Source organism: Rothia dentocariosa ATCC 17931, from assembly GCF_000164695.2.
GTDB lineage: Bacteria > Actinomycetota > Actinomycetes > Actinomycetales > Micrococcaceae > Rothia > Rothia dentocariosa.
Genome location: NC_014643.1, coordinates 167,703 through 181,752 on the forward strand (window position 1 = coordinate 167,703; position 14,050 = coordinate 181,752).

Consider the following 14,050-nt stretch of genomic DNA (forward strand, 5'->3'; position numbering starts at 1 on the left):
CCCTAGTTTGTCTTGAGTGCAGGTTTTAGTCGGCTTCGACTCAGCGCCCGGCATTTTTCTCGTGCAGCCAGTCATCCAGCATGCGGCGGGCAACCGCATTCGTGCCGGGCAGCTCCAGTTTGGGCACTCCCTGTTTCTGGCGTATAGCTTCAGATTCGGCGATAGCCTGCGCCAACTCGGGCGCGGTGAACCAGCGTGCGGCCCGGATTTCTCCGTCTAGATGTTCCACGGGCTGGGTGTCATCGACCGTCACCCGGTAGCAGATCATGAGCGAGCGCGGGAAGGGCCATACATCGCTCATGCGGTAGTCAAGGTTGAGAGCCTGCAGCCCGGTTTCTTCGTAGACTTCGCGGGCTACTGCCTGTTCGAGGTTCTCGCCGGGGTCCACGAACCCGGCGATGAGGGCGAAGCGGTTTTCGTGCCAGAGCCGATTATTCGCCAAGAGTACCCGTTCGCCGTCGCGGCTGAGGACGAGCGCCATAACCGCCGGTTCGATGCGCGGGAATACGAGCTCGCCGGATGCGGTGCGCCGCACCTGGCGTTCCCTGTCGATCAGGGCGGGATCTCCCGAATACGCGGAATACTCCATTTCAAGAAGGTAGTCGCGCTTGGCAAGGGCGGCGGCGTAGCGGGCTCGCCCGGCGGAGTCTTTGTGCACGGGGTAGAAGCGGAACCCGTTCTGCGATGCGGTGATGGGCGCATCCGCGTTAGCGCGGGAGAGATCTTCTGCGAGCGCGAGCAGTTCTTCATCCTCCAGGTAGGCTGCACAATAATCGGTGCCTTCCCGGTCGGAGGGCTTTCTAAATTTAGGTTCCAGGCTGGTTTCGATGATGGTGTTTTGTGGCGCTTCGGGCAGGTAATGAACGGTTCCGTCACGGTTTATAAGGGTTTCTCCACGTCGAGAAATAACCAGGTAAAGATTCTGCTGCACGCTCATAGTTTCCACTCTACCGCATGCGGTCTTCGCTCCTGTGCCCATGCGGTCTGAAAAATATACCTAAAACCACCAACTCGTTGTCTGCGCACGTGATACGCCTGCTCATCTGGCATAAGCGAGAGCGTATCTCTGCAGTCTATTCACTAGCCCGGCGGCCTGAGAGTTATGACCCTGGGTATCCTTCCGGCTTCCAGCCTGCGGCGAGGGCACGCTCATATATTGTCTCTGCGAGGGTATGTTCGAAGGCTTTGGTGAGGTGGTTAGTATCCGCGTACACATATACGTTGCCGATAACCGAGCGGCATAGACCGTCAGGGCAGTAGATATCCTTCAAATCGAGCAGATAGGCTCCACGGTCTGCATATTTCTCGAAAATTGGTGCGGCGGGATTATCACCATATTTCTGCTCAATGGGTTCAGAACAGCTGCTCTTATCCCCCTGAGCCCTAATTGCGCACACATACATATCTTGGGCAAATCGCGGGTTATCGCGCAGACCGATCACCTGGATGCCCGCATCGGTGAAGACGCGCAGGGTTTCGTCGAGGTTGGGGTCTGCGGTCTCGGCGTCAGCGCTTGTGTCGGTTGTGGTTGCGATAATCACTACGGTCGTCGGCTTAAGGCGCAGAATTTCTTCCGTGGCGTTCTGTGAGAACGCTATGCAGCGTTTCTTACGGTCGTTGAGGTAGCCCTCGGGGGCTGCGAACGGGTAGGGGCATCCTGTCTCTAGAAGGTTCATCTGATTGGTGCCGGTGCGCTGGGCGATAGGCTCGAACGCAGCCGTCATCTGTAATGCGTGCGAGCTGCCAACAACAATGGTGAGCGGTGCCGAATCGTCCCCGTTCTGTTTGACGGCGCAGGATGTATTCAGAGATTCATGCACGGGGGTAAAGGGTGCGGGGCATCCCCTCCCCAGTCAGCGAGCATGCCGTAGATGGGGATATCCTGCGGAATAGGCTTTGATACGCGCGACATTTGGTCCGTGCCGACTGCTCGGGCGCCTGGATATGTTGCCTCATCATTTTTCACTAGCTCTTCAGTATTCTGGATCACGGTTATATCGCGTTGCTGTGCCCAGGCGCGAACGCTCAGAACGGGCGCTCCGATCACCAGCAGAATCACGAGTACATAGGCGAGCTGATTCACCCAGAGAGTGGGGGTGAAAATCGTGGTCACGCGCAGTTTCGAGACCGTTTTATCAAGAAATACGCTGGATCGGCTGCGCAGCGGCTTCTCGATATAGGTGCTCAAAACCCATGCCAAACCGATTGAAACGGCGATAATCACCGTGCCTTCCAGAAAATTCACGCGAGGTTTATTAACCGCAGCACTGTAGAGCACGAGCAGGGGCCAGTGCACCAGGTACAGGGCGTAAGAAATATTGCCCAAGCTTTGCAGCGGCGTGGAGACTAGCAGACGGTCGATCGCGAATTTATGGTCGGTACGCCCGGCGATCATCACCAGCGCGCCGGAGAGCACGGGCCACAGCGCCAGGTAGCCGGGGAAGGTTCGTTCAACCGGTAAAACAGCGCCGCAGGTTACTAGTCCCAGGGCGCCCACCCATCCCATCACCACGCGGGTTCTCACATGGCGAGGCTTCCATTTCAGCGTCATCACCGCAAGCAGGGTACCAATCGCAAACTCCCACAGGCGGGTGCGGGTATCAAAATATGCGTAGGCGGAAATCTGCTTTGTCTCCCAGATTGAGAAAGCAAACGAGGTCATGAATACAGTGCCGAATACCGTTACCGCCGCGGGTACGGGCTTGAAACGTACCCGATGCACAAGAAACGCAGCCACCGCGAAAAGTACCGGCCAGAGCAGGAAAATTTGTCCCTGAATCGAGAGCGACCAGAAATGCTGGAAGGGCGATTTATCGCTTATACCCTGAGCAAAATAATTGACCGCACCATTCGCCAGGTTCCAGTTCTGGTAGTAAAACAGCGAGGCTTGGGCATCAACGGCGCGCGCGTTCCAATACAGCGCTGGCAAGATAGCTAAGGAAGCCGCAAGAGTCAGCACGATCACCACGGCTGCGGCAGGTAACAGGCGCGCGAACACATGAGTCCAGTAGGCCAGTAGGTTCAGCGCTTTGCCCTCGTTGATTTTCCGCATGAACGAGAGCGAAAGCAAGAAAGCCGAAATGAAGAGGAAAACATCCACACCACCGGAAACTTTGCCAATCCACACATGGTAAAGCATCACGAGAAGCACGGCGAAGGCGCGCAAACCCTGAATTTCGGGGCGGAATCCGCGAGATTCCAGAAACGATTCATACGGCGGGGTGTGCTCTGCAACGGGTACACGAATTCCCCGCAGCGGGTTTATAGGCATAAAAATATCCTGGAGTGAATATGGTAGTCGTGAGTGAGTTTTCATAATGCGCCGCGTCGTCGAGAATTTCCACGCACGCCGTGCGAAAGCCTGCCCGCTCATGCCCACATTACCGGATACCTAGGACAGGCTCATGAAAACTCTCCCAGTCTATCACCGGTATTTTCCCAAATGTATGCATATTTTCGTGTGCATTTAGAGGACGATTTGCTAACTCTTAAGGGCATCCTGAGGGTTCGTAAAGGTTCTCTTCCAATGCGCGCCGTTCATTAGATAATGCCTGGCGGGAATTATGTGCCGCACCCAAACGTTGTGGTCACCAAAAGCGCAAGAACGCGCAAAACCTTCAGGTAAACGCCTGTATGAAGGTGACATCACCGGGTTGAAAGAGAGAAAATAAGAACCATGACTATTACGAACCCGACGACCACCAGCGCGTGGTCAGCACTAACCCAGCACAAAGCATCGCTCACTCCGAATCTGCGAGCCTGGTTCGAGCAGGATCCTTCCCGCGCCCAGAAACTTAGTTTTGATGCCGCAGACCTGCACGTAGACCTCTCGAAGAACCTCGTCACCGAAGAGACCGTGCAGCTTTTGCTCAAACTCGCCGAAGAGGTGAACCTCGCCGAACGCCGCGATGCTATGTTCACTGGCGAACACATTAACGTGACCGAGGACCGCGCGGTTCTGCACACCGCGCTGCGCCGCCCCAAAGGCTACTCCCCCGCCCTCGTTGTTGATGGGCAGGATGTCGATAGCGATGTTCACGCCGTTCTGAACAAGATCTACGCTTTTGCCGATCGTGTGCGTTCAGGCGAGTGGACCGGTGTGAGCGGCAAGCGCATCGAGACCGTGGTGAATATTGGTATTGGCGGTTCTGACCTTGGTCCCGTGATGGTGTACGAGGCGCTTAAGCCTTACGCCGATGCCGGGATTTCCGCACGGTTCATCTCAAATATCGACCCGACCGATGTTGCCGAAAAAGTTTCTGATCTTAACCCCGAAACTACTCTGTTCATCGTCGCTTCGAAGACCTTCGGTACCCTAGAAACCCTGACCAACGCTCGTGTGGCACGCGATTGGCTGCTCACCGCGCTTGGCGAGGCGAACGCCCTGCAGGGAAAAACCGCAGAGGAAGCCGTGGCTAAGCACTTTATCGCCGTTTCAACCGCGCTCGATAAGGTTGCTGCCTTCGGCATTGACCCCGAAAATGCTTTTGGTTTCTGGGACTGGGTTGGCGGTCGCTACTCCGTAGACTCGGCGATCGGCACCTCGCTGGCAATCGTCTTCGGCCCGAAGGTTTTCGAGGAATTCCTCGCGGGCTTCCACGCCATGGACGAGCACTTCCGCACCGCCCCCTTTGAAAAGAACGTGCCCGTACTCATGGGCTTGCTTAACGTATGGTACGTGAACTTCTTGGGTGCCGAAACCCATGCGGTTCTACCCTACGACCAATATCTGCACCGTTTCCCCGCCTATCTGCAGCAGCTCACCATGGAGTCCAACGGCAAATCCGTACGCGCCGACGGTTCCTTCGTGGACTACTCCACGGGCGAGGTTTTCTGGGGCGAGCCCGGCACCAACGGTCAGCACGCTTTCTACCAGCTGCTCCACCAGGGCACCCGCCTTATCCCTGCGGACTTCCTGGCCTTCGCCAACCCGGCTCACCCCACCAAGGATGGCGAGCAGGATGTGCACGAGCTCTTCCTCGCAAACTTCTTTGCACAGACTCAGGCGCTTGCCTTCGGCAAGACCGAGGATGAGGTACGCGCCGAAGGTACCGCCGAGCATGTGGTAAACGCCCGTATCTTCAGCGGCAACCGTCCTTCGACCTCTATCATGGCCTCCCGCCTGACCCCGCGTGTGTTGGGCGAGCTGATTGCCCTCTATGAGCACATCACCTTTGTGCAGGGTATCGTGTGGGGTATCGATTCCTTCGACCAGTGGGGCGTCGAACTCGGCAAGAAGCTGGCGCTCGATCTGGTGCCCGCTATCAAGGGCGACCGCGAGGTTCTGGCACGCCAGGATTCTTCGACCGCATCCCTGATCGACTACTACCTTAAGCACCGCAAGTAGCAGTGCCCTAGGCTAATATGCGCTGTGCTCCCGATGAATCTCTCATCGGGGGCACCGCGTTTTAACCGCCGCTTTCGTTCGTCTTCCCAGTTCTACGGCATGAATGAGCCTACATAACCTTGAGGGTGTCGCGCACCAGCTCCGCCACGATGCGCGCAACCACTGCCTCAGGCAGAGTCGGCACCGATTCGCTCTCTACTCCCCCAGCATCGGCATGCGCAGTGAGCGTTGTCTGTGCGTCAGCAGGTTCGTGATCGACTCGCGTGGCGGGAATATGCACAAACCCCGCAGGAATCCGCCGCCCCTGGAGTTCCAGAATACGGTGTGCCTCATAAAATACGTGGTTGCACACATAGGTTCCGGCGGTGTACGAAATCTCAACCGGTAGCCCCACACCGCGCAAACGCTCATAGCTTGCCCGCACAGGCAGGGTCGAAAAATACGCTTCGCGTCCATCCGGGGCGATCGCCTCATCCACACGCACCACACCGTCATTATCCTCAATATCGGCGGAGTCCAGGTTGATGGCGACCTTCTCAAAGCTCACCTTATCCCGCCCGACTGCCACGCCCAGGCTGAGCACCGCATCCGGGCGAATATCGGTCAGCATCTCTCCTAAAGCCTCTGAAGACCCTGTATAGCTCACCGGAACCTCACGGGTTATAACCCGTACCGCAGATTCGTTGGCGAGTACATCAGCTACCTGCCGCGCTGTTACCCCGCTCGGGTTCACGCTCACGCCGGGAAACGGGCCGAAATAGGTGATGAGAAGGGTCTTTGTCATCGTTGTCCTTTACACGTCGTCGGGTACCCTAGAGGTATGGCACGCACACACCGTCACAAAGAAGAACCCGTTTTTCTTCTCCAGGATACCCCCGATGCCCTGCGCGAAATCGGCGTTGATGATGAGCAGGAGGCGCTAGCCGCTGTTCGTGAACCCGCGCAGGCGTTAGAAGGTGCTTCGTTCCTTCAGGCGGTGGGGCGGTTTTACCGCTTCTATACGCTCGGTCGCGGGCACGCCAGCCGCTCCGAAGTGCTGTGGGCATTACTCTATTTGATACTCACCACCGGCGTGGTACTGGGGTTGACGGTCTATCTGGGCATGCTCTCAGAAGACCCTCACATGGAGTCCCTGATTCGGGTTCTCTATATGCTGATGATGACGCTCACGCCCGTATGGATTATTGTGCATATTCTGCCGCTTTCTTCGCTTCTGAGCAGGGCGCGCGGTAAAAACTAGACGCGTCCACGACCTAACCGACGGGTGATGCAAAAACGCCCGCAGCGCTCAGGCTACGGGCATGTAAAAGGCTAGGTTCTCCAGAACTTCAACGGGCTATTTCCCAAGAACCTTCATAAGTTCTTCGGGAGTGTCAACAACAATCAAACGTTCCAGGTATGAAGGGCGCAAAAGCTCGGTGCTGGCCATATATTGCATCGCCTCAACGAGCTTATCCCAGTACCCATTAACATTCAGGAGCGCCACAGGCTTCGTGTGAATCTTGAGGAATTGCCAGCTGAAAACCTCGAAGAATTCTTCCAAGGTTCCGGGGCCGCCGGGCATCGCAACGAAGGCGTCGGCCTTATTAATCATGGCGATCTTACGCTGATGCATGGTATCGACAATATCGAGGGTTGTCTGCCCGGGGTACACACCCTCCCACTCCACGAGCTGGTGGGTGACCACGCCGTAGACTTTGCCGCCCGCATCCAGGGTCGCGCCCGCGACGGTTCCCATCAGACCGGTGCGTCCGCCTCCATAAACTACCCCCACGCCACGTTTTGCGCATAGGGTTCCCAACTCACGGGCGCAGGCGGCAAAATCGGGGTCATTGCCCATAGTAGCGCCGCAATACACGGCAAGGTTAAAACTATCTCTCATGTTCTGCTTCTTTCATCGGATGCGTTCATACACGCGACGGTGCGCGGAACGCGTGCGTCAACGTAAAATTTTTACGGGTGATTTATCCCTATGCACCCTACCGCCCCCGCGCAGCCGAGCGCAAGCCTTATCGCTCATATCGCGCATATTTTCAGCGGATTCACAGCGGCACCGATGGCGTTTCGCCAGGACTTATTCTGCAGATAAGCGGGAATATACACTCAGTGTTCAGAGGTGCCTGATCGGTATAGTCCGCTGCGGGGTCTACCCAACGTAATTCAGCAATTTCGGCATGCGGGCTCAGCTGCTCAAGTATCTTTTCCTCTTGCGGATGCGGCATATATTCAAAAGTTTCGGCACGTACCACGAATCCGCTTTCGTTCAGGGCGGGGGCGTCAAACTTGCCAAGGTACACCATCTGGGCAGGATCCGGCGCAAATCCCAGCTCTTCAGTAACCTCACGCACCGCCGTATACAAGGGGCTCTCCCCCGCATCGGGTTTACCTCCGGGCATCATAAACCCATGTGAGGCGGCTTTACGCACGGTCAGTACGTGCCCGGCGTGATTGCGGATTACCACTGCAGAAACATGCACAATTCTCTGTGCCGTATCAATTGCTGAATGTTCATCAACCATCTTTCTACAGTAGCTTATGTACAGCGCGTATCAGCCAAAATTTCAGAGGCTCTTCAGCCGGTCTATGAGGTAATCACGCAGAATGACCGCGTGGTTGCAGGTAGGGCTCTTAGCGCCGTACAAAAGCGTAACGCGAGAGGACTGGAGCTTCTGCGCACCCGCAACCATACGCTCAAGCTCGGGGTACACCTCTGAATTACTGTCAAGCTCGTTCAGATAGCGTTGTTTGAAGGATTCAAAATTCTCTGGTTTATGCCCAAAATCTCGGCGAGCCTCCGTCGAAGGAGCTAAGTCCTTCGCCCATTCATCAAGATGAGCCTTATCTTTTGAGACTCCGCGCGGCCAAAGCCTATCAACGAGTACCCGGTATCCGTCATCCGGGGAAGGCTCTTCATATATGCGCTTAATAACTATATCCATAGTGCCAATCCTACGCCGGAGAATCTGTCTGGTACACCTAACGTTAAGATAGGTGGCCCGCCAGGATATGTATATTATCGATGTATGACTACATGCTCTATATATATGATATTTTCCGGACGAAAGTATTTTCTAATTTTATTGTGGAGTATATATAAAAATTTTCATCATCAAAAGAAAATACTGCCGCGTCTAAATCCCCAGTTTTAGTGCGTTCACATCAATTCCTGCACGGGCAGGCTTAGACCCCCGCCGTGCCTCTACCCTAAACACGCTACGGGGGTCTTATCCTAGCTTGAGCATTCATGTCTGTGCTTTTTCCCAGAGGGCACATCCCCTGAAAACAGTGAGTGCTTCAAACGAATCTATACATCCCCGACGATACCTTACGGGGTATTCTCATAGAGCGCTCACATGAGGCTTAACCGATCGTAAACCTACGCATGCACGAACCAAAGGTCAGGAAGCTTCATATCGTACATAAGAGAAGGTTCACAATAGTGAACGTTCTATGTCTTTACAAACATACCCTGCTCACAACACGGAGGTAAAGCATTTCGGGCAAACTTTATTATATCTTTATATTTACCCACGGAGTTAAAACATATATACCGTTAAAAATGGTACTACCGCATAATAGTTTACCGTGAAACTCTTTATCAAAATGTGATTTTATAGCAATAAAACCCGCCGGGGAATACCTCACGATATTCCTCCGGCGGTCTTTTTATTGATAATTCCGTTCGCCGAAATTACTTGCTCGTTTTAACCTCAAGGCCCGAGACATCCACCTGTTCCAGCGGAATCAAACGGTCGCGGGTTACGATAGCGTGAATAGCCCAAACTGCCACAAAGACCGGCAGGCCTATATATGAGCTCATCACGCCCACCCAGTCTCCCGCAAGGATCGCCTCGTAATTCTGCCCACCGATCACCAGCAGACACATAATGAAGGCAATAATCGGCCCCACCGGGAAGAAGGGCGCCGTATAGGGAAGGTCGTTAAGGTTATGCCCCTGCCGCATATATGCACGGCGGAACCTATAGTGTGCCACCGCGATACCAACCCAGGTAATGAAACCGGCTAGACCCGAAACATTGACTAGCCACAGGTAGGCCGCATCCGGCGAAATAACGGAGGCGATAAATCCGATAGCTCCCACGGCGGAAGTTGCCATGAGAGCGGGCATCGGCACGCCCCCCTTATTGACCTTCGTGAAAATCTTGGGGGCTTTACCCTCCTGCGCGAGTGAGAACAACATGCGTGCCGAGACATAGAGGCCCGAGTTACCTGCAGAGAGCACGGCGGTAAGAATCACGGCGTTCATCGCTGCAGCGGCGAAGGCAATACCAGCGCGTTCAAAGATAAGGGTGAAGGGAGAAATGTTAATATCGCCTTCGGCTGCGGTGAGCAGATTCGGATCGGTGTAAGGAATAAGGAATCCTATAACCACCATGGCACCGATATAGAACAGCATGATGCGCCAGAATACGCTGGTGAGTGCGCGCGGCACATCGCGACGGGGGTTCTTGGATTCTCCGGCGGCAATACCGATCATCTCGGTACCCTGGAAAGAGAACCCGGCGACCATGAAGATAGCGAAAATAGCGACGGGCCCGCCTACAAAAGGAGCTTCGCCCGTGGTCCAGTTTGAAGTACCCGGTGATGCGCCTCCGAGAACCCCGAAGATCATCGCAATTCCCGCAATTAAGAACACGATAACGGTGACCACCTTAATAGTGGCAAGCCAGAATTCGCCCTCACCGTAGGCTTTGGCAGAAAGAGCATTAAGCCCCGTCAAGAGAACTAAGAAGATGCCCGCCCACACCCACGAGGGAGTTTCAGGAAGCCAATACTTCATCACTTCCCCGACCGCTACAAGCTCGGCCGCGACGGTGATTGCCCAGTTAAACCAGTAGTTCCACCCCATGGCAAACCCGAAGGATGATGAAACGTAACGTGTTGCGTAGGTTTGAAACGAACCTGGGACGGGCAGATGCGCTGCCATCTCACCCAGAGACTGCATGAGGAACAGCACCATAATACCGATCAGCCCGTAAGCAACGATAGCGCCGCCCGGCCCGGCGGTAGAGATAGTTTTGCCGGATGCAACAAACAGACCGGTGCCGATAGCGCCGCCGATGGCGATCATCTGCATATGACGTGCAGAAAGACCGCGTTTCAGATCAGTATCTGCGGCAACATCACTCGCATCCGATGCTGGCGAAGACTGTTGTGAAGTTTGTGCCATTGTTTTCTCTCTATTCTGAAACTTCCCAGATATGCGGGTGTCACACAGCCATCAGCTTTCTTATGGTGTTCCCTCAATATCTAAGCCGGAAGATCTTATGTACGTATCCTCTGAAGAAACGCCGTTACGGCATCCTGAAGTATTTCTAATGATGCCTAAATTTTTCTAATCAAGCTCTAATACTACATCTCTCATACGTGCTACGCCACTTCGAAAGCTGTATGTACACTGCCCCCATCTAGGCAATAACCGCCTTTACGCACAAAAACGGGGTGGATACCTCATGAGAGAGATACCCACCCCGAATTTGTAACCTCTATAACGACAATTCGTCGTTAATTAGGCCTTGTTGCGGCGAGTCAACAGAACCACAAGTCCGGTCATCAGGGAGAGCAGACCCAGCCCAGCGGCGAACAGAACGCCACTGACACCGGTGTGTGCCAAGCTTCCTGACTTCTGGGAGCTCGCGGAGCTACCGTTGTCTGCCTGAGTGGCCTGGTTAACAGCTGCGTTGCCGCCGCCGTTCACCTGTGCGGAACCGCCGTTGCCGTTATCGCCAACGAGACCGGCGCCACCGCCATTAACATTGGGAGCATTGCCGACGAGGCCAGCGCCGCCACCATTGTTATTCTCAGAACCGTTGCCAACAAGACCGGCGCCGCCACCATTAACATCTTCAGAAGCATTGGTGTTCACGGCCTCGCTACCGCGGGATACCGCGCCAGCGTTGAGGTCAATATCGACATCGTTGCTGATGGTCACAGTACCCTGACGCTGGGGAGCCCGGTTGTCACCGGTCTGACCCAAACCACCCCGACCGTTGTCGGAATCGTTATCAGCAGTCAGGCCCAGTCCGCCATGATCTTGATGACGCTGCTGCTCCTGGAGGATTTCGCCTTCAGAAGTGCGAGTGTAGCTCTCGCTCAGCTGACCGAACTGTGCACCCTGGCTTTCGCTTCCGGTAGCCTGTCCAGTTTCGGTGGTGGTGTTGCCACCAACCTGACCGAGACCGCCCTGACCAGTGGTGTCAGGAGCTACCGACTGCGGGGTATCGCCAGTCTGACCCAAACCGCCGTGACCGTTAGGTGCGGGCGTATTTCCAGCATTACCTGGGGTGTTAGGAGTAGCGTTATCGCCTACCCAACCAAGACCGCCGTGACCGTTAGGTGCGGGCGTTACGGCATTATTTTCCCCAGGAGTTACCTGAAAAAAATTACCGCCGCCTTGGAAGCAGTCGTCACCGCCGTTGTCCCACTGGCCCCATCCGGGAACGGTTGCGCCAAAGTCCCAGCCACCTTGGTAGTGACCGTTGAGGTTGAAGTCACCTTCGTAGTAGCCGCCGCCACCGATGTTCCAGTCGCCACCACCCTTGTTGTTATCGGGGAGGCTGGGATCGGGGGTACCAGGCTGACCGGGCTGGCCGGGCTCACCGGGGGTACCAGGCTGACCGGGCTGACCAGGCTGGCCGGGCTCACCGGGGGTACCAGGCTGACCGGGCTGACCAGGCTGACCGGGCTGACCGGGCTGACCGGGCTGGCCGGGCTCACCGGGGGTGCCAGGCTGACCGGGCTGACCAGGCTGACCGGGCTGACCAGGCTGACCGGGCTGACCAGGCTGGCCGGGCTCACCGGGGGTACCAGGCTGACCAGGGGTACCGGGGGTCACGTTACCACCGTTACCACCAATGCCGTCGCCGCCATTGCCACCGTTGTTACCACCGGGGGTACCAGGCTGACCAGGGGTACCAGGGTTCACGTTACCACCGTTACCACCAATACCATTACCGCCATTGCCACCGTTGTTACCACCGGGGGTACCAGGCTGACCAGGGGTACCAGGGTTCACGTTACCACCGTTACCACCAATACCATTACCGCCATTGCCACCGTTGTTACCACCGGGGGTACCAGGCTGACCAGGGGTACCAGGGTTCACGTTACCACCGTTACCACCAATACCATTACCGCCATTGCCACCGTTGTTACCAGGGGTACCAGGCTGACCGGGAGTACCGGGGGTCACGTTACCACCGTTACCACCAATACCGTCGCCACCGTTACCGCCGTTGTTACCAGGGGTACCAGGCTGAGCAGGAGTACCAGGCTGACCATTGTCACCGGTCTGGCCCTGACCGCCCTGACCGGGAGTACCAGGCTGACCAGTCTGACCCTGACCACCCTGACCGGGAGTACCAGGCTGACCAGTCTGACCCTGACCACCCTGACCGGGAGTACCAGGCTGACCAGTCTGACCCTGACCACCCTGACCGGGAGTACCAGGCTGACCAGTCTGACCCTGACCACCCTGACCGGGAGTACCAGGCTGACCAGTCTGACCCTGACCACCCTGACCGGGAGTACCAGGCTGACCAGTCTGACCCTGACCACCCTGACCGGGAGTACCAGGCTGACCAGTCTGACCCTGACCACCCTGACCGGGAGTACCAGGCTGACCAGTCTGACCCTGACCACCCTGACCGGGAGTACCAGGCTGACCAGTCTGACCCTGACCACCCTGACCGGGAGTACCAGGCTGAGCAGGAGTACCGGGCTGACCATTGTCACCGGTCTGGCCCTGACCGCCCTGACCGGGAGTACCAGGCTGACCAGTCTGACCCTGACCACCCTGACCGGGGGTACCGGGCTGATCGCTGTCGTGATCACCAGGCGTATCGGGAGTGTCAGGTGTATCGGGAGTATCAGGGTGATCACTGTCGTGATCACCAGGCTGACCGGTCTGACCCTGACCGCCCTGACCAGGCTGACCATTGTCACCAGTCTGACCGTTGCCACCGCCGGGAGTGCTGGTCTGACCGTTATCACCAGGGGTGCCAGGCTGACCGGTCTGACCCTGACCGCCCTGACCAGGCTGTCCCGGCTGACCGGGCTGGCAGTCACATGCAGGAGAGGTGGGAACCTGATCCGGCACGTTAGCAAACGTAGCAGGCATTGCCACGAAGGATGCACCCAACAAGGATGCGGCGGTGCCGGTCGTAACCAGCGCCTTCTTAATTCCGGGAGATTTCCGCTGATGAGAAGTCATATGTAAACCTCTTTTATGTCGGCTTCGTGTGCACGGAAACTTTCAACTACCGCAGGAGTAAACCCTCAAGGGTAGCCTAGACTAAGTATCCAATTCCCAGGCTACAGGGGCTCCACTAGGCATACAAGCATGTTTATAACATTTAAGTGAACATCACTCAGCTTGCACCCTTTTTTGTCTACAATAAACATTTCAAAAATCCTGCATATCCAGGGACCTCTTAAGGACTTTTACCCCCTCATACATCCCCTGCAATTCCAGGGATTGAAGAGAATAAGATCCTTCATGTAGCACCTACTAGAAGCACACTTAAGATTCCCAGGTAAAATCTGCACTTGAGGTTAAAAATAAAGTTTTAATAACACGTGTCGAATCCGGTCACATAGTGGCACACCCTACACAACCCCCGCTTTTCGCTTGATATATCAAGTATTTTCACTATCAAAATGCATTCTCAAAATTTACATATC

Annotated in this window: 11 protein-coding genes; 2 read left to right on the top strand and 9 right to left on the bottom strand. The window is 55.7% G+C overall.

The annotated features are described in order from the left end of the window. Nucleotides 1-40: 40 nt before the first annotated feature. The 3 genes from HMPREF0733_RS00690 to HMPREF0733_RS00695 all read right to left on the bottom strand — a co-directional run bounded on the left by HMPREF0733_RS00690 (nucleotide 41) and on the right by HMPREF0733_RS00695 (nucleotide 3,271). Nucleotides 41-937, bottom strand: coding sequence for an NUDIX domain-containing protein (locus tag HMPREF0733_RS00690; protein WP_115333556.1), 897 nt, complete (start codon nucleotides 935-937; stop codon nucleotides 41-43). Nucleotides 938-1,100: 163 nt separating this feature from the next. Next, a complete protein-coding gene (locus tag HMPREF0733_RS11295) occupies nucleotides 1,101-1,820 on the bottom strand; it encodes an SGNH hydrolase domain-containing protein (protein ID WP_013397493.1) in 720 nt (239 codons plus the stop codon). Continuing rightward, the gene (locus tag HMPREF0733_RS00695) at nucleotides 1,805-3,271 is read right to left on the bottom strand and encodes an acyltransferase family protein (RefSeq protein ID WP_244864763.1); all 1,467 of its coding nucleotides are present in this window, start codon (nucleotides 3,269-3,271) and stop codon (nucleotides 1,805-1,807) included. Before HMPREF0733_RS00695 ends, HMPREF0733_RS11295 begins: the two co-directional genes overlap by 16 nt. A 405-nt stretch (nucleotides 3,272-3,676) precedes the next feature. Between HMPREF0733_RS00695 and pgi the strand changes: the two genes are divergently transcribed. Continuing rightward, nucleotides 3,677-5,347: a glucose-6-phosphate isomerase gene (pgi, locus tag HMPREF0733_RS00700; RefSeq protein ID WP_013397495.1), complete on the top strand. Its 1,671-nt coding sequence runs from the start codon at nucleotides 3,677-3,679 to the stop codon at nucleotides 5,345-5,347. Nucleotides 5,348-5,456: 109 nt separating this feature from the next. On the opposite strand, the gene HMPREF0733_RS00705 is transcribed toward pgi, so the two are convergent. Further along, a complete protein-coding gene (locus HMPREF0733_RS00705; protein WP_013397496.1) occupies nucleotides 5,457-6,131 on the bottom strand; it encodes a pyroglutamyl-peptidase I in 675 nt (224 codons plus the stop codon). Nucleotides 6,132-6,167: 36 nt separating this feature from the next. On the opposite strand from HMPREF0733_RS00705, the gene HMPREF0733_RS00710 reads away from it, so the two are divergent. Continuing rightward, complete coding sequence (locus HMPREF0733_RS00710; RefSeq protein WP_013397497.1) at nucleotides 6,168-6,587, top strand: hypothetical protein; 420 nt, start codon at nucleotides 6,168-6,170, stop codon at nucleotides 6,585-6,587. Between the two features lie 96 nt (nucleotides 6,588-6,683). Here HMPREF0733_RS00710 and HMPREF0733_RS00715 read toward each other — a convergent pair whose 3' ends face one another. From HMPREF0733_RS00715 to HMPREF0733_RS11285, 5 genes are all read right to left on the bottom strand, one after another. Next, nucleotides 6,684-7,229: an LOG family protein gene (locus tag HMPREF0733_RS00715; RefSeq protein WP_004005139.1), complete on the bottom strand. Its 546-nt coding sequence runs from the start codon at nucleotides 7,227-7,229 to the stop codon at nucleotides 6,684-6,686. A gap of 160 nt (nucleotides 7,230-7,389) precedes the next feature. Then, on the bottom strand, nucleotides 7,390-7,866 hold the full coding sequence (locus HMPREF0733_RS00720; RefSeq protein ID WP_013397498.1) for an NUDIX hydrolase: 477 nt from the start codon (nucleotides 7,864-7,866) through the stop codon (nucleotides 7,390-7,392). A 42-nt stretch (nucleotides 7,867-7,908) separates the two neighbouring features. After that, on the bottom strand, nucleotides 7,909-8,286 hold the full coding sequence (locus HMPREF0733_RS00725; RefSeq protein ID WP_004005141.1) for a DUF488 domain-containing protein: 378 nt from the start codon (nucleotides 8,284-8,286) through the stop codon (nucleotides 7,909-7,911). 752 nt (nucleotides 8,287-9,038) lie between these two features. After that, the gene (locus tag HMPREF0733_RS00730) at nucleotides 9,039-10,538 is read right to left on the bottom strand and encodes an amino acid permease (RefSeq protein WP_013397499.1); all 1,500 of its coding nucleotides are present in this window, start codon (nucleotides 10,536-10,538) and stop codon (nucleotides 9,039-9,041) included. A 339-nt stretch (nucleotides 10,539-10,877) separates the two neighbouring features. Then, complete coding sequence (locus HMPREF0733_RS11285) at nucleotides 10,878-13,580, bottom strand: hypothetical protein (RefSeq protein WP_013397501.1); 2,703 nt, start codon at nucleotides 13,578-13,580, stop codon at nucleotides 10,878-10,880. Nucleotides 13,581-14,050: the final 470 nt, after the last annotated feature.